Source organism: Aquabacter sp. DMC10 (genome assembly GCF_056314145.1).
The window spans coordinates 14,052-29,770 of sequence record NZ_JBQUYX010000011.1; the positions used below are offsets into that span (position 1 = coordinate 14,052).

A 15,719-nucleotide genomic window follows, 5' to 3' on the forward strand; every position below is an offset into this window, starting at 1 on the left:
TTGACCGGGTGACGGCTCTGGCTCGAAAGTGGACATTCACGAGGTGGAATAAGTCGGCCCTCTTGCGACAGAACTTCGCGCTGGGCGGTGTGCGGTTCGTATCGCCTGGATCAGGTGGTAAGACTGCTGCCACGCTGACAAAGGGAACCAACGTGTCGAGCTTCCGCTTCCTGCACGCGGCAGACATCCATCTGGATAGCCCACTGCATGGTCTTTCGCGCTACGACGGGCTTCCGGTCGAGGATATCCGCCTGGCCACCCGGGCCTCATTCGACAATCTCGTCCAGTGCGCCATCGACGAGGCCGTCGACTTCGTCATTATCGCCGGTGACCTGTTCGACGGCGACTGGCGTGACATGGGAACGGGCCTCTATTTCGCCCGGGCCATGGGCCGGCTCGATCAAGCTGGCATTCCGGTCTTCATCCTCGCTGGCAATCATGATGCCGCTTCCATCATCTCCCGCACGGTGCCATGGCCGCCGAACGTCCGGCAGTTCGGCCCCCGCCGCCCTGAGACACACCGCTTGGCGCACCTGGACGTAGCTGTTCATGGCCAGAGCTTCTCAACCCCGACCGTAACCGAGAACCTCGTCCTCGCTTATCCGCCGTCGGAGAGCCACAGCTTCGATATTGGCGTCCTCCACACCGCCCTCGCCGGCCGGCAAGGACATGCCGATTATGCCCCCTGCAGTGTGGAGGATCTCCGTGCAAAAGGGTACGATTATTGGGCGCTCGGCCACGTCCATGAGTTCGAGATCGTCAGCACCGATCCCTATGTCGTCTTTCCCGGCAATATGCAGGGACGGACTATTCGTGAGACCGGCGCAAAGGGCGCGGTGATCGTAACCGTTGTGGACGGTGAGGTCTCGGCGGTGGATCGCGTTGAGGTCGACGTCATCCGCTGGACCCGTCTTGAGGTGGATTGCTCGGGTGCGCAGCTTGAGGAGATCCAGGACCGGATCCGAGCCGCGCTCGGCCGCCTCCACGGTGCCAATGGCTCCGGCCGCCCCATTGTCGTCCGCGTCAGCCTGACGGGAGAGCTGACCGATGCTGGTGCCCTTCATGACCGAACGGCCGAACTGCGCGACGACGTTCGGGCCATAGCCGGCGCTATCTCCGCGGATCTCTATGTCGAGAAGGTGAAGGTGCTGGTGACCACGCCAGCCGCTGCCGGAGGACTCGTCTTGGGCGAGGATTTGGGGGCCCTGATCGAAGAGGGTGCCTCTGATCCTGACCTCGCGAAGGCGCTCGAGGCCGACCTCGAGCGCTTCATGCTCGCCGCCAACACGGCACTCGGTGATGCAGAAGACGGCGAGTTGCGGCTCTCGGCGTCGCACGGAGACTGGTCGACGGTCCTACGCACGGCGTCCCTCGCCCTGCGCTCACGCCTGACGCGGGAGGCGTGAGCGATGCGCTTCTCCCGCCTCTCGCTGGAGCGCTATGGGCGCTTTGAGGATTGCGAACTCAACTTCCGTACAGGCGCCCCCGATCTTCACATAATCTACGGTGCCAACGAGGCCGGGAAGACGACCTCGCTTGCCGCCGTCTCGGACCTCTTGTTCGGATTTCCAACACGGTCGGCCTACAATTTTATATTCGACAACGCGCTGCTGCGGGTCGGGGCTGTTCTGGAGGATGGTGGGCGAACGTTCTCCTGTCGTCGCAGAAAAGGCACTGTCGGCACGCTGCTCGACGCCACCGACGCTGTACTGGATGAGGCACCGCTTATGGCGATGCTGAAGAGCCAGACGCGTGAGACGTTCAATCTCTCATTCAGCCTCGACCAAGCCGGACTGCGCGCCGGCGGCCGAGCGATGGTCGAGGCGAAGAACGACCTCGGGCGAACCCTGTTCGCGGCAGGCTCGGGCCTCACGGGCATTGCCGACGAGCTGAAGAAGCTTGAGGGAGAGGCGGACGCCATCTGGGCGCCCTCGACCGCCCAACGCCGCTCCTTCACCCAGGCGCAAAAGCAGCTTGCGGAGGCGACGAAAAAGATCCGGGATGATGCCTTGAAGCCGAAGGCATGGTCCGATGCGCGACAGGCGGCCGAAAGAGCCCAGAGGGCCCTGGAGACAGCACGCAGTATCCGCGACGACGTACAAGCCGAGCTCAGGGCGGCGGATCGCATTCGTCGGATCGCGCCCTTGGTGCGCCGGCGCGATGAACAGCTCGAAGCGCTCCAAGCCGGTGAAAGGACAATCGATCTCGGAAAGCAGCGCGAGGATAGTGCCGAAAAGGTCATCCAGGACGCTGAGGAGGCGCAGCGTCAGAGGGCGGCAGCCGAGCAGCTGCGCGCGGAGGCCGCCGCACGTCGCAACACGATAGAGGACGATCCGCAGATCCTCGCTCGCGCTGACGAGATTGATCAGCTCGTTGCCGACGCTGGGGCCGGCGAAAAGGCCGCTCGAGATCTGGCGAGATTGGAGCCTGAGCTTGCGGTCGCCGAGGCGCTGACACGCCGGTTGCGCGCGGAAGCAGCCCCCAACGCCGATGTTGCACTCCCACGTGCGGTTGCGGCGAAACTGCGCGATCTCGCTCGGCTGCGCGGCGAGACAATGGCCGCCAGCCGCCAGATCGCTGAGAGCCGCGCTGATATCGAAGAGCGCCGCAGGCGTGCGCAGGCCAGAGTCGAGGAGGGTCCTGCCGAAGCGCCTGTCGACACGTTGATTGATGCCGTGAACGCGGCACGGGCGCTCGGGGCAGATGCGGATGCCCGCTGCGAGGCCGCCCGCCGAAAGGCCGAGGCATCGTCATCCGCAATCCCTCCCCTTCTCGCGAGGCTTGCTCTGTGGCGCGGCAGCGTTGAGGAGCTCGCGTCACTTCCGAGGATTGGCGAGCGGGAAATCGACGCGGCTCGATCAGAAATCGCAGACATCCTCGCCACGGCCCGGCGTGAGGAGGAGCAGGCCCAACGTTCAGTTGATCAAAGCGGTGCAGTAGCTCTCGAGATCGAGCAGCTCGCAACCGGCGCGGTCGTCACCCCGGAGGAGATCGCATCCGCTCGGCAAGAGCGCCAGGCGCATTGGCTGCCAATCCGCGAGCATGTCCTTTCGGGAGGCGCGCTTAAGTCACCCGCAAACGCCGTGGCCGGCTTTGAGGCGAGCGTCACTTTGGTCGATGAGAAGTTGGAGCTCCGCTTCACCCTTGCTGACGCCTCCAGCCGCCTCTCGCTGCTTGAACAGACGAAGGCAAGGCACGAGCTTGAGGCCGAACAGGCACGGAACCGCGCAGCAGAAGCGCGGCGCCGGTACGAGGGCGCTTTGGACGCTTGGCACAGCCGAATCTCGGCGGTGGGCCTGCCCGCGCTGGAGCCATCGCAATTCCTTACCTGGCAGGCCAACCGTGAGGTCGCCGAGACAGCCCAGCAGGAATATCTTGATGTGCGCTCGGATCTCGATGCTCTAATCGAGCGCCGCGATGGCTGCCGGAAGGCACTCGCAGCCGCGCTTGGAACAGCCGATGCTGATGGTCCGCTATCACCCTTGCTGGCGGCCGCGGAGCGTAAGCGCGGTGAAGTGGAGCAGGCGGCTCGGCGCCGGTCCCAGGCCCAGGAGCAACTCGAACAAGCGACTGCAGAGCTCAACGCGCTTGATCGCCGCCAAGGGCGTCTAGATGAAGACGCCGCGTCCTATGATCGGGCGTGGAATGCGGCCCTGGCAGATGCTGGTTTGCAGATGGACATCGCCACATGCGGGGCGGTTCTCGATCTCTTGGACGAGCTCCGACAGGCCGGCGTCACCGAAGCTGAGCTACGTAGACGCGTCGAGGGCATCCGACGTGATGCTCGTGCTCACGTCTCGCGCGTGGAAGCGCTTTGCGATGAATGCCGCATTGCCGCCAGAGAACCAGCCGCCCGCCTACGCGCCCTGCGCGACCGTCTGGTCGGCGCCCGTGCCTCAGCCACGCTGATCGGTTCGCTGGATGAGGAGGCGCGCCGCCGCTCGGAGCAGGTCGACGAAGCCGCGGCAAGGATCAAGGCGGCTGATGATGCTCTGGCACCGCTTCTCGCGGAAATCGGGGCGACCGACCGCCCCGAGCTGTCTGCCGCCATCGAGCGATCTCGCGCGAGACGACAGCTGGCGCACGAACTCGCGACGACAGAACGCCAGATCGTAGACGATGGCGATGGGCTCGCCCTCGATGAACTCGTGGCTGCCGTGGGCTCGTCTCGTCTCGATGAGCTGGCTGGACATATCGCCAGGCTCGAAGCTCGGCTGAAAGAATTGAACGACGAGGTCGATCTGGCCGCGACGGCCCATGGTGATGCACGCTCGGCATTCGCTGCGCTGGACAACAGCGCAACGTTGGCCGCCGATGCTGCCGCGGACGCCGAGCAGGCAAAATCCGAGTTGGAGGTCCTCGCCGAGCACTACATCCTCAAGCGCGCTCAGGCCCTCACCCTTAAATGGGCGATCGAGAAATACCGCGAGCGCCACCAGGATCCGCTGCTCTTGCGCGCGGGAGAACTATTCTCGATTCTCACCACCGGCCGCTATGCCACGCTCCGCGTCGATACCGATGGCCCCTCACCGCGCCTGCTCGGGCTTCGCCATGACGGCCGGACAATGGTGGAAGTCGGCGCCATGAGCGAGGGTACGACCGACCAGCTGTTTCTGGCTCTCAGATTGGCCGCGCTCGAGCAGTCAGTTGCGGCCGGGGTGAACCTCCCGTTCCTGGCCGACGACCTGTTCGTGAATTTCGACGATCAGCGCGCCGAGGCGGGCTTCAGGGTCTTGGCGGAGGTTGCGAAGTCAACGCAGGTTTTGTTCTTTACGCATCACTCACACCTCATGGCGATTGCGAAGCATGTGGTCGGAGCGGAGCTTCATTCCGAGTGCGCGCTTGATTGATCCGAGCAGGCTTCCGAGAGCAGGTTTATCCGCAACATGCCCTGCGCAGAAGTTCGCTGCTGCGGCGATGAAGGGCCGGTTTGGGTAAGTTCCTGCCCCCGACTGTCATCGGCGACATGTCCGCTTATCGTGCGAAGTTCCCCTGTAACGGACTGTCCGCTCTCGGCCCCAAACCGGCCATTCATCGTCCCCGCAGCTAACGTCGGCTTCTGGCGCATCCTGCAGATTTGAGGATGCCTCGCCGAGGGCCCCGAACAGCTGCCCCGCGTTCCGCAAGCTCATGACTTTACAGCATGTCCCTGCAGGTTCAGATGGTAGCGCGTGTATCGGCGTTCTCCGGTTCGCGTCAGGGCGCCTTGTTCCACCAGATCGTGTAGGTCGCGTGTGGCGGTGGGGCGTGAGGTGCCGGTGATGGCGAGGTAGTTCTCCGCGCTCAGGCCTCCCGTGAAGCCGCCGGGGCCCTGGCGGAACAGGCGGGCGATCACCTTCTCCTGCCGTTCGTTCATCTTGTGGCGGAAGCGATCATAAAAATGCGCCTTGGCGATGTGGAAGGCGACGCGGCCGAGCGTCGTCTGCTGGGCCGCGATGATCGTTTCTGCAAAATAGACCAGCCAGCCCGTGACATCGAGCGTCCGCTGATGGACCTCGAGCTGATCGTAATAGGCCTTGCGATGCTGCTCGATGGTATGGGCGAGCGCGATCAGGGTCGGCTGCCCGATGTTTTGGGCGAGGGATTTTTCAGCGAGGGTTCGGCCGATACGACCATTGCCATCCTCAAAAGGATGGATGCTCTCGAAATAGAGGTGCCCGATCCCGGCCCGGGTAAGTGCCGGCAAGGGCGTTTCACCGTCCGGGGCCGAGCCATTGAACCAGGTGAGATAGGCGGCCATCTCGTCCGGAACCCGGGAGGATGGCGGCGCCTCGAAATGCACAGTCGGCCGATCCTGGCGGCCGGACACGATCTGCATCGCGTCTTCATGGCGACGGTAGCCGCCGATGGTCTCCAGATGCCGGCTATCCGCCATCAGCATGCGGTGCCAGCGGAACAGCGTGTCGGCGTCGAGGGGATCAGCCCAGCTCCGATAGAGATCGACCATCATCTCCGCGATGCCCCGCTCTTTCGGCTTCACGTCGCGATTGTCGGTGTCGAGGCCGAGCTGACGGCGCAGAGAGGATTGCACGCTGAGGCGATCCAGCGTCTCTCCTTCAATCGCGCTCGTCTTGACGGCCTCGTCGCTGAGGAGTTCGATCCGCAGCAGGTCCCGCTCGCCCTCGCTGACATGCCGAACCGCACCGATCACCTCGCCGGTGAGCAGGAGGAACCGCCGCTCCAGCGGTTCGAGGGCAACCGGATCATAGGCAAAATGCGGCCAGCCGTGCTGCGTCCAGTTCCACACCATGAGCGATAGATTCTCCATCTATAGCTCACATAATAGCGGATGCGTGATTGATAGATAGCCATCCTATCGCTCATGGCAGAGCCGCGTCATCGCGCGACGCAGGTTGATCGAGCGATCCCATCCCCATTTCCTATGCGGGCACAGGGAGCATTTTTCAAACCGTGAAGGGGAGGCTCCCTATGCCGCTTCCGATCACTGCAGCAGTTCCGCCGTTCACCTGTCGTTGCACGCCACGCTGCGAAGCGGATCGAATCCTGTTGAACCGGCCTAATATCGGGCTCTTTTAATCATCCCCACCCGGGATGAGATCGTCAGAACCCCGGCAGCGTCGGGGTTCGCATGGCGGCACACCATCATCAGAGTTTTGCCCGCGGCGCGCGGATGCTGCGCACGGCGCTGGGTCCGGCGATCGCCCGGCATCTGGAAGACCCGGCCGTCGTCGAGGTGATGCTGAACCCCGACGGGCGGCTGTGGATCGACCGGCTTTCGGAGGGACTGTCCGACACGGGTGAGCGGCTCTCGCCCGCTGACGGCGAGCGCATTGTTAGGCTCGTCGCACACCATGTCGGCGCCGAGGTTCATGCGGGAGCTCCGCGGGTTTCGGCCGAGCTGCCCGAGACGGGAGAACGGTTCGAGGGATTGTTGCCGCCGGTCGTGGCGGCCCCGACGTTCTCCATCCGCAAGCCCGCCGTCGCGGTCTTCACGCTCGAAGACTATGTCCGCGCTGGGATCATGTCCGCAGGACAGGCCGACGCGCTGCGCCAGGGTGTCGCCTCTCGCGCCAATATCCTCGTCGCGGGCGGCACCTCGACGGGCAAGACCACGCTGACCAACGCGCTGCTCGCCGAGGTCGCTAAGACAGAAGACCGCGTCGTCCTCATCGAGGATACACGCGAGCTGCAATGCGAGGCGCCGAACCTCGTCGCCCTGCGCACCAAGGACGGCGTCGCTTCGCTGTCCGACCTTGTGCGCTCGGCGCTGCGCCTGCGGCCCGACCGGATCCCCATTGGCGAGGTGCGCGGCGCCGAGGCGCTGGACCTCCTGAAGGCCTGGGGCACCGGCCATCCCGGCGGCATTGGCACCATCCATGCCGGCAGTGCGATCGGCGCGCTTCGGCGGATGGAGCAGCTCATCCAGGAAGCCGTCGTAACCGTCCCGCGCGCGCTGATCGCCGAGACCATCGATCTCGTGGCCGTGCTCTCCGGCCGCGGCTCCGCACGCCGGCTCACAGAACTCGCCCGTGTCGAGGGCCTCGGCCCCGATGGCGACTACCGCGTCACCCCTGTCATCACCGGAGATCCCACATGATCCGATCGCTCCGTCGCGCCCATAGCGCAGCCCGGCTGGCCGTGTCCGCCACCTGCATCAGCCTCATGGCCACGGCCAGCGCTCATGCCTCCGGCTCGTCCATGCCATGGGAGGCGCCGTTGCAATCCATCCTCCAGTCGATCGAGGGGCCCGTCGCCAAGATCATCGCCGTCATCGTCATCATCTCGACCGGCCTCGCGCTGGCCTTCGGCGACACGTCGGGTGGCTTCCGGCGGCTGATCCAGATCGTGTTCGGCCTGTCGATCGCCTTCGCCGCCTCGAGCTTCTTCCTGTCCTTCTTCTCCTTCGGCGGCGGAGCGCTGGTCTGATGGCCGAGACGGTTGAGGTTCCCGGCTTCAGCGTGCCCGTCCACCGAGCGCTCACCGAGCCGATCCTGCTCGGCGGGGCACCACGCGCCATCGCCATCGTCAATGGAACGCTCGCCGGGGCCTTGGGTCTCGGCCTGCGCCTGTGGCTCGTCGGTCTCGCTATAGGGGTGATCGGCCATGTCGCAGCGGTGTGGGCCGCAAAGCGTGATCCGCTCTTCGTGGAGGTGGTGCGCCGGCATCTGCGCATCCCGGCGCACCTCTCGGTCTGAGCGAGGCGCGCCAATGATGAACCTCGCCGAGTATCGCAGCCGCAACCGCCGCCTTGCCGATTTCCTGCCCTGGGCGGCACTGGTCGCACCGGGCATCGTGCTGAACAAGGACGGATCGTTCCAGCGCACGGCGCGTTTTCGTGGGCCGGACCTCGACAGCGCCGTGCCCGCCGAGCTCGTCGCGGTCGCCGGGCGGCTGAACAATGCCTTCCGCCGTCTTGGCGCGGGATGGGCGATCTTCGTGGAGGCGCAGCGCCATGCCGCCGCAACCTATCCGGCGAGCGCTTTCCCCGATGCCGCTTCCGCTCTGGTCGATGCCGAGCGGCGGGCCGATTTCGAAGAGGCGGGCAGCCATTTCGAGTCGAGCTATTTCCTCACCTTCACCTTCCTGCCGCCGGCCGAGGATGCCGCGCGCACCGAAGGCTGGCTCTATGAAGGGCGGGACAAGGCGGGTCTCGATCCACATGAGACGTTGCGCGGCTTTGCCGACCGAACCGATCGGCTCCTCAACCTTATCGACGCCTTCATGCCGGAATGCCGCTGGCTCGATGACGGCGAGACGCTGACCTACCTGCATGGCTGCGTCTCGACGCATCGGCACCATGTTCGCGTGCCGGAGACGCCGATCTATCTCGACGCGCTGCTGGCCGACCAGCCACTCACGGGCGGGCTGGAGCCCCGGCTTGGCGATCAGCATCTGCGTGTGCTGACCATCACCGGCTTTCCGACGGTGACGACGCCCGGCCTGCTCGATGAGCTGAACCGCCTGGCCTTTCCCTACCGGTGGTCCACACGGGCGATCCTGCTCGACAAGGCGGATGCCGTTCGGCTGCTCACCAGGATCCGCCGCCAATGGTTCGCCAAGCGCAAATCCATCGCCGCCATCCTGAAGGAGGTCATGACCAATGAGGCCTCCGTCCTCGTGGACTCGGATGCCGCCAACAAGGCTGAAGATGCCGACCTCGCGCTTCAGGAGCTCGGCGCGGATCACGCCAGCGTCGCCTATGTCACCGCGACGGTGACGGTGTGGGACGCCGATCCCCGCATCGCCGACGAGAAACTGCGGCGGGTCGAGAAGGTCATCCAGGGCCGCGACTTCACGGTGATGACCGAGACCATCAACGCCGTCGACGCCTGGCTCGGCAGCTTGCCCGGTCATGTCTATGCCAATGTCCGCCAGCCTCCGATCTCGACGCTGAACCTCGCCCACATGATCCCGCTGTCAGCCGTGTGGGCGGGCGAGAGCCGCGACGTGCATTTTGACGGACCGCCGCTGCTGTTCGGCAAGACGGAGGGCTCGACCCCGTTCCGGTTCTGCCTCCATGTGGGCGATGTCGGCCACACGCTCGTAGTGGGCCCCACCGGCGCGGGCAAATCCGTGCTGTTGGCGCTGATGGCGCTGCAGTTCCGGCGCTATGTGAGAGCCCAAGTCTTCGCCTTTGATTTCGGTGGATCGATCCGGGCCGCGGCGCTTGCCATGGGCGGGGACTGGCACGATCTCGGTGGCGGTCTCAGCGAGGGGAGCGCGGAGAGCGTTTCGCTCCAGCCGCTGGCGCGCGTCGATGAGGCTGCCGAGCGCACTTGGGCCGCAGACTGGCTCACTGCCATCCTCACCCGCGAAGGCGTCCCCATCACGCCGCAGGTGAAGGAACATATCTGGACGGCGCTGACATCGCTCGCCTCCGCGCCGGCCGAAGAGCGCACCCTCACCGGCCTCTGCGTCCTCCTGCAGTCCAACGACCTGAAACAGGCGCTGCGTCCCTATTGCCTGGGCGGCGCTTGGGGCCGGCTGCTCGACGCCGAGACCGAGCATCTGGGCTCCGCCACCGTCCAGGTTTTCGAGACGGAAGGTCTGATCGGGACGGAGGCCGCGCCGGCGGTTCTGGCCTATCTGTTCCACCGGATCGAGGACCGGCTCGATGGATCACCGACCCTCATCATCATTGATGAAGGCTGGCTGGCGCTGGACGACGAGGGCTTCGCCGGCCAGTTGCGGGAATGGCTGAAAACGCTGCGCAAGAAGAACGCCAGCGTCATCTTCGCCACGCAGTCGCTCTCTGACATTGATGGCAGCGCCATTGCGCCGGCAATCATCGAGAGCTGCCCGACACGCCTTCTGCTCCCCAATGAGCGGGCCATCGAGCCACAGATCACCGCCATCTATCGCCGCTTCGGCCTGAACGACCGGCAGATCGAGATCCTCGCGCGGGCGACCCCGAAGCGCGACTATTACTGCCAGTCGCGGCGCGGCAACCGTCTGTTCGAGCTCGGGCTTTCGGACGTGGCGCTGGCGCTGTGCGCGGCGTCCTCCAAGACCGACCAGCAGGCCATCAGCAAGATCGTCGCGGATCAGGGGCGCGACGGCTTCCTTGCGGCATGGCTGCGTCATCGCGGCCTCGGCTGGGCCGCCGACCTCCTTCCCAACCTCACCAATCTGGAGACGCAGCCATGAAGCTGTTCCGTCCGCGCGCGCTCACCGTCGCCGTCGCGCTGCTGACCGCGCCGCTCGCCCTCGCACCCATTGGGTCCCCGCCCGCGCAGGCCCTCACGGTCTATGACCCCTGGAACTACGCGGAGAACATGATGTCGGCGGCGCGGGCGCTGGAGCAGATCAACAATCAGATCACCTCGCTGCAGAACGAAGCGCAGATGCTGATCAACCAGGCGCGCAATCTCGCCAGCCTGCCGCACTCCTCGTTGCAGCAAATCCAGCAATCGGTCCAGCGCACCCAGCAATTACTCGGACAGGCGCAGAGCATCGCCTTCGATGTCGGCCAGATCGACCAGGCTTTCCAGCAGCGCTACGGCAACATCCCGCTCTCGGCCTCCGATGCCGATCTCGTCGCCGGTGCGCGCTCGCGCTGGCAGACGACCGTCGGGGGCCTGCAGGATGCGCTGCGGGTCCAGGCCGGCGTCGTTGGCAATGTCGACGCCAACCGCGCCGAGATGGCGACGCTTGTCGGCCAGAGCCAGGGCGCCACGGGCGCGCTTCAGGCCACGCAGGCCGGCAACCAGTTGCTCGCTTTGCAGTCGCAGCAGTTGTCCGACTTGATCGCAGTGATGTCCGCCAATGGGCGCGCCACGGCGCTGTCCGAGGCGGAACGCGCGACCGCGGCGGAGCAGGGACGTGAGCAGCGCCGGCGCTTCCTCACCCCGGGCGCCGGCTATCAGGCCGGCACTGCCCGCATGTTCAGCAACTGACGGGAGGCAGACATGGACGCAGCCATGCTGGCCCGGCTAGGGGCGGTGATCTTTGTGGCCATCGCCGGCACGGCGGCGGTCGTGGAGATGAGCCGGGAAGAGAAGGCGCCGGTGCCTTCACCCAGTCGGACGGTCGAGGCCGCGGGCGATCCTCTGCGCGATGAGCAGCGCCGCTGCCAGCAGCTTGGAGAGGCCGCCGCGCGGGACGCCGCGTGCCTGAAGATCTGGGCGCAGACGCGGGACCGGTTCCTCGGGCGCAGCGTGCCCAACGAAGGCCGCTGAGCCATGAACGGCACCGGCGTCATCGACAACTTTCTGGGGGTCTTCACCTCCTATATCGACAGCGGCTTCGGCCTGCTCGGCGGCGAGGTCGCCTTCATCGCCACCACCCTTATCGTCATCGACGTGACGCTGGCGGCGCTGTTCTGGTCGTGGGGCGCTGACGACGACATCATCGCCCGGCTCATCAAGAAGACCCTGTTCGTCGGCGTCTTCGCCTACATCATCGGCAATTGGAACACCCTCGCCCGTATCGTCTTCGAGAGCTTTGCCGGGCTTGGGCTGAAGGGATCGGGCACGGCATTTTCCGTCAGCGACCTCATGCGTCCGGGCAAGGTGGCCCAGACCGGGCTCGATGCCGGCCGCCCTTTGCTCGACTCCATCTCCGACCTGATGGGCTGGGTCGCCTTCTTCGAGAACTTCATCCAGATCGCCTGCCTGCTGTTTGCCTGGGCGCTGGTTCTGCTCTCCTTCTTCATCCTCGCCGTCCAGCTCTTCGTCACGCTGATCGAGTTCAAGCTGACGACGCTCGCCGGCTTCGTGCTGATCCCCTTCGGCCTGTTCGGCAAGACCGCCTTCATGGCTGAACGGGTGCTGGGCAATGTCGTCTCCTCCGGCATCAAGGTCATGGTGCTCGCCGTCATCATCGGCATCGGCTCGACCCTGTTTGGCCAGTTCACCGCGGGCTTCGGTGGCCAGACGCCGACCATCGACGACGCCATGGCCATCGTGCTGGCTGCCCTTTCCCTGCTCGGCCTCGGCATCTTCGGTCCCGGCATTGCCGCCGGGCTCGTTTCTGGCGGGCCGCAGCTGAGCGCCGGGGCCGCGGTCGGCACCGGCCTTGCCGCCAGTGGCGCCCTGATGGCAGCGGGCGGTGCCGCCAGCCTCGCCGTCCGAGGCGGCGGAGCCGCGCTCTCCGCGACGGCGGCTGCGGCGCGGGGTGGAGCGACAGCCTACAGCCTCGGTTCCGCCGGACAGTCCGGCATGGCGGGTGTCGCCTCGGGACTGGGGAGCGTCGCACGCGCCGCGGGCTCCGCCGCCTTGTCACCGCTGACGAACGCCGTCAGTGGCACGGCCTCGGCTTCCTCGGCCGGCGAGGTGCCCGACTGGGCCAAGCGCATGAAGCGCGGCCAATCGCTTCGCCACGGCGTCTCCGCCGCCGCCCATGCTGTGCGCTCCGGTGACAGCCATGCCGGCGGCTCTTCCGTCTCCCTCAATGAGAGCGACCGCTCATGAGCCTCTTCAAGCGACCCGCAACCCATTACGGCACCTCGCCCGAGCCGGTCACGCCCTATCAGAAGGCGGCCCAGGTGTGGGACGAGCGCATCGGTTCGGCCCGTGTGCAGGCCAAGAACTGGCGGCTGATGGCCTTTGGCGGCCTGTTCCTCTCGGCTGGCTTTGCCTCAGCGCTGATCTGGCAGTCGACGCGGGGCACCGTCGTGCCCTGGGTGGTGGAGGTCGATCGTCTCGGCCAGACGCAGGCCATTGGCCCTGCCACTGGCGACTATCGCCCGACCGATCCGCAGATCGCTTGGCATCTTGCCCGTTTCATCGAGCAGGTGCGTAGCCTGCCGGCCGATCCCGTGATCGTCAGGCAGAACTGGCTTCGGGCCTATGAGTTCACCACTGATCGGGGCGCCGCCGCGCTCAACGATTATGCCCGCGCCAATGATCCCTTCACCCGGATCGGCAAGCAGCAGATCACGGTCGAGGTCTCCAGCGTCATCCGGGCCTCCCCGGATTCCTTCCGCCTCGCCTGGGTCGAGCGGCGCTATGAGAACGGCCAGCTCGCCGCCACCGAGCGCTGGAGCGCGATCCTGACGCTGGTGATCCAGCCGCCGCGCGATGCCGAGCGCCTGCGCACCAATCCGCTCGGCATCTATGTCAACGCCATCAGCTGGTCGCGGGAGATGAGCCAGTGAAAACGTCCTTCCGTAAACCCGCATCTCCGGCTTTCCGCCAATCCGCACTTGCGGCTCTCCTGCTCTCCGCAAGCGCGCTGGGCGGCTGCGCATCGGCTCCGAAGCCGCCGCAGATCAGCTATGACAGTGACGTGCCGTCGCTGCCGACGGTGCCGACAGTGGTTGCAGATGACCGGCCGCGCCCGCTCCATACGCCTCCCGCCTGGACGCCGGCCAAGGGCGGCACGGACGCGAAAACCCCGGTTGCCCGCGTCGAGAACGCCAATGCTGCGGCCCGCGTGGAGCCGCGGCGCGAGGGCTATTACAACGCCATCCAGATCTATCCCTGGAGCGAGGGCGCGCTCTATCAGATCTATGCAGCGCCCGGCCAGATCACCAACATCGCACTGGAGCCGGGCGAGAGCCTGACCGGCAATGGGCCGATCGCGGCGGGCGACACCGCCCGCTGGATCATTGGCGACACTGAGAGCGGGGAAGGTGTGAACCGGCGCGTGCATGTGCTGGTGAAACCGACGCGGGCGGACATCTCCACGAATCTTGTCATCACCACCGACCGGCGCAGCTACATGATCGAACTGCGCGCCGGCGAGAAGCCCTATATGCCGGCCGTCGCCTGGGCCTATCCGCAGGTTCCGGGAGCGCAGCGCCCCAGTGTCCCAGCGGCGGCACCGGTCATTCCGGCCTTCACTGCCCGCAACTACCGTTATGCGCTCACCGGCGACACGCCGCCCTGGCGGCCGATGGCCGTCTATGATGACGGGCGCAAGGTCTATGTCGAGTTCCCGCGCGGCATTATCCAGGGCGAGATGCCGCCGCTCTTCGTCATCGGAGCCGACGGTGAGGCGCAGATCGTCAATAGCCGCACCTATCAGAACGTCCTGATCGTCGACCGGCTGTTTGGGGCGGCCGAACTGCGCCTCGGTGGCGGCGACCGGCCTCAGAAGGTGCGGATCGAGCGCACGGATGGGAGGCCCGCATCATGAGCAATCCGGATCATCATGACCTCGAGGCGGATCTCGGCGCTCCGGCCACCGATCACGCTGCCGCCATGCGGCTGCGTCCCGAGCCGCCGCGCGTCACGCGTCTCTCACGCAAGGTCCTCGCTGGCGCCGGGCTGGTTGTCAGCCTCGGCATAGGCGGCACCCTGATCTATGCACTGCAGGGGCGCGACAAAGGGACCGGCGGCGAGGAACTCTACTCCACCCAGAACCGCTCCACCGCCGACGGCCTTGCCGGCCTGCCGCGGGACTATACCGGGCCGATCCTGGGTCCGCCTCTTCCCGGCGATCTCGGCCGGCCGATCCTTGAGGCACAAAACCGCGGCCAGCCCGTCGTGCCGCCGACAATGACAGCGCCACAGGTCGATCCCGAGCAGCAGCGGCGTCTTGCCGAACAGGAAGCCGCGCGGACCAGTCGCGTATTCTTCCAGGCGGCACAGGCTCGCGCGACCGCGCCTTCGGGGGCGGGTGCCTCCGGCTTTAGCGGCCCTGGCTCGGCAGGAACGGGCGGCGCGTCCTCCCCCCAGGATCGCCAGCTTGCCTTCCTCAATGCCGCCGTGGATCGGCGCGTCGTCGCATCCGATCGCGTCATGGCACCGGCATCGCCTTATGTCCTGCAAGCAGGCGCCGTCATCCCGGCCGCTCTCATCACCGGCATTCGCTCCGACCTACCGGGCCAGATCACCGCCCAGGTCACCGAGAATGTCTATGACAGCCCGACCGGACGCATCATGATCATTCCGCAGGGCACGCGGCTGCTCGGCCAGTACGACAATGGTGTCGGCTTCGGCCAGCGCCGCATCCTGCTGGTCTGGAACCGGCTGATCTTCCCCAATGGCCGCTCCATCGTGCTGGAGCGCCAGCCCGGCACCGATGCGCACGGCTATGCCGGCCTCGAGGACGGCGTCGACATGCACTGGTGGGATCTCGCCAAGGCGGTTGGCCTCTCGACGCTGCTCTCCGTAAGCGCTGAGCTCGCCATGGATGATCAGGATGCATTGATCCAGGCCCTGCAGAGCGGGGCCCAGGACACCATCAACGATGCCGGGCAGGAGATCATCCGCCGGCAGTTGCAGGTCGCCCCGACCCTGACCATCCGGCCCGGCTTCCCGGTGCGGGTCATGGTCACCCGTGACCTCGTCCTCGAACCCTACAGGTATTGA

At 66.1% G+C, this 15,719-nt stretch carries 13 protein-coding genes; 12 read left to right on the forward strand and 1 reads right to left on the reverse strand.

Annotated elements, in window-relative coordinates:
* The first annotated feature begins 152 nt into the window (after positions 1–152).
* Together ACT54L_RS23650 and ACT54L_RS23655 are read left to right on the forward strand one after the other, a co-directional pair.
* A complete protein-coding gene (locus ACT54L_RS23650) occupies positions 153–1,406 on the forward strand; it encodes a metallophosphoesterase family protein (RefSeq protein ID WP_476088115.1) in 1,254 nt (417 codons plus the stop codon).
* Between the two features lie 3 nt (positions 1,407–1,409).
* Complete coding sequence (locus ACT54L_RS23655) at positions 1,410–4,850, forward strand: ATP-binding protein (protein WP_476088116.1); 3,441 nt, start codon at positions 1,410–1,412, stop codon at positions 4,848–4,850.
* Positions 4,851–5,128: 278 nt separating this feature from the next.
* On the opposite strand, the gene ACT54L_RS23660 is transcribed toward ACT54L_RS23655, so the two are convergent.
* Positions 5,129–6,250: a DUF4172 domain-containing protein gene (locus tag ACT54L_RS23660; RefSeq protein WP_476088283.1), complete on the reverse strand. Its 1,122-nt coding sequence runs from the start codon at positions 6,248–6,250 to the stop codon at positions 5,129–5,131.
* A gap of 339 nt (positions 6,251–6,589) precedes the next feature.
* Between ACT54L_RS23660 and trbB the strand changes: the two genes are divergently transcribed.
* Genes trbB through ACT54L_RS23710 form a run of 10 tightly spaced genes read left to right on the forward strand, consistent with a single transcriptional unit; the run spans position 6,590 to position 15,719 of the window.
* Positions 6,590–7,558 (forward strand): P-type conjugative transfer ATPase TrbB, encoded by a 969-nt coding sequence (trbB, locus tag ACT54L_RS23665; RefSeq protein WP_476088117.1) that lies wholly within the window; start codon positions 6,590–6,592, stop codon positions 7,556–7,558.
* Positions 7,555–7,887 carry a TrbC/VirB2 family type IV secretion system protein gene (locus ACT54L_RS23670; protein WP_476088118.1) on the forward strand — a complete coding sequence of 111 codons (333 nt, stop codon included), beginning with the start codon at positions 7,555–7,557 and terminating at the stop codon, positions 7,885–7,887. The genes trbB and ACT54L_RS23670 overlap by 4 nt, the downstream gene beginning before the upstream one ends.
* Positions 7,887–8,156, forward strand: coding sequence for a VirB3 family type IV secretion system protein (locus tag ACT54L_RS23675; protein WP_476088119.1), 270 nt, complete (start codon positions 7,887–7,889; stop codon positions 8,154–8,156). Before ACT54L_RS23670 ends, ACT54L_RS23675 begins: the two co-directional genes overlap by 1 nt.
* A 13-nt stretch (positions 8,157–8,169) precedes the next feature.
* The gene (gene trbE, locus ACT54L_RS23680) at positions 8,170–10,608 is read left to right on the forward strand and encodes a conjugal transfer protein TrbE (RefSeq protein WP_476088120.1); all 2,439 of its coding nucleotides are present in this window, start codon (positions 8,170–8,172) and stop codon (positions 10,606–10,608) included.
* On the forward strand, positions 10,605–11,357 hold the full coding sequence (gene trbJ, locus ACT54L_RS23685; protein ID WP_476088121.1) for a P-type conjugative transfer protein TrbJ: 753 nt from the start codon (positions 10,605–10,607) through the stop codon (positions 11,355–11,357). The genes trbE and trbJ overlap by 4 nt, the downstream gene beginning before the upstream one ends.
* 12 nt (positions 11,358–11,369) lie before the next feature.
* On the forward strand, positions 11,370–11,639 hold the full coding sequence (trbK-alt, locus tag ACT54L_RS23690) for a putative entry exclusion protein TrbK-alt (protein WP_476088122.1): 270 nt from the start codon (positions 11,370–11,372) through the stop codon (positions 11,637–11,639).
* 3 nt (positions 11,640–11,642) lie between these two features.
* Positions 11,643–12,872 carry a P-type conjugative transfer protein TrbL gene (gene trbL / locus ACT54L_RS23695; RefSeq protein ID WP_476088123.1) on the forward strand — a complete coding sequence of 410 codons (1,230 nt, stop codon included), beginning with the start codon at positions 11,643–11,645 and terminating at the stop codon, positions 12,870–12,872.
* Positions 12,869–13,558 (forward strand): conjugal transfer protein TrbF, encoded by a 690-nt coding sequence (gene trbF, locus ACT54L_RS23700; RefSeq protein ID WP_332119792.1) that lies wholly within the window; start codon positions 12,869–12,871, stop codon positions 13,556–13,558. Before trbL ends, trbF begins: the two co-directional genes overlap by 4 nt.
* Positions 13,555–14,541, forward strand: coding sequence for a P-type conjugative transfer protein TrbG (trbG, locus tag ACT54L_RS23705; protein WP_476088124.1), 987 nt, complete (start codon positions 13,555–13,557; stop codon positions 14,539–14,541). Before trbF ends, trbG begins: the two co-directional genes overlap by 4 nt.
* Positions 14,538–15,719 (forward strand): TraB/TrbI/VirB10 family type IV secretion system protein, encoded by a 1,182-nt coding sequence (locus ACT54L_RS23710; RefSeq protein ID WP_476088125.1) that lies wholly within the window; start codon positions 14,538–14,540, stop codon positions 15,717–15,719. The genes trbG and ACT54L_RS23710 overlap by 4 nt, the downstream gene beginning before the upstream one ends.

Excerpts from the sequence above, each read along its gene's own strand:
- ACT54L_RS23655 (WP_476088116.1), top strand. The coding sequence starts at position 1,410 with ATGCGCTTCTCCCGCCTCTCGCTGGAGCGCTATGGGCGCTTTGAGGAT.
- ACT54L_RS23660 (WP_476088283.1), bottom strand. The coding sequence starts at position 6,250 with ATGGTGTGGAACTGGACGCAGCACGGCTGGCCGCATTTTGCCTATGAT.
- trbB (WP_476088117.1), top strand. The coding sequence starts at position 6,590 with ATGGCGGCACACCATCATCAGAGTTTTGCCCGCGGCGCGCGGATGCTG.
- ACT54L_RS23670 (WP_476088118.1), top strand. The coding sequence starts at position 7,555 with ATGATCCGATCGCTCCGTCGCGCCCATAGCGCAGCCCGGCTGGCCGTG.
- ACT54L_RS23675 (WP_476088119.1), top strand. The coding sequence starts at position 7,887 with ATGGCCGAGACGGTTGAGGTTCCCGGCTTCAGCGTGCCCGTCCACCGA.
- trbE (WP_476088120.1), top strand. The coding sequence starts at position 8,170 with ATGATGAACCTCGCCGAGTATCGCAGCCGCAACCGCCGCCTTGCCGAT.
- trbJ (WP_476088121.1), top strand. The coding sequence starts at position 10,605 with ATGAAGCTGTTCCGTCCGCGCGCGCTCACCGTCGCCGTCGCGCTGCTG.
- trbK-alt (WP_476088122.1), top strand. The coding sequence starts at position 11,370 with ATGGACGCAGCCATGCTGGCCCGGCTAGGGGCGGTGATCTTTGTGGCC.
- trbL (WP_476088123.1), top strand. The coding sequence starts at position 11,643 with ATGAACGGCACCGGCGTCATCGACAACTTTCTGGGGGTCTTCACCTCC.
- trbF (WP_332119792.1), top strand. The coding sequence starts at position 12,869 with ATGAGCCTCTTCAAGCGACCCGCAACCCATTACGGCACCTCGCCCGAG.
- ACT54L_RS23710 (WP_476088125.1), top strand. The coding sequence starts at position 14,538 with ATGAGCAATCCGGATCATCATGACCTCGAGGCGGATCTCGGCGCTCCG.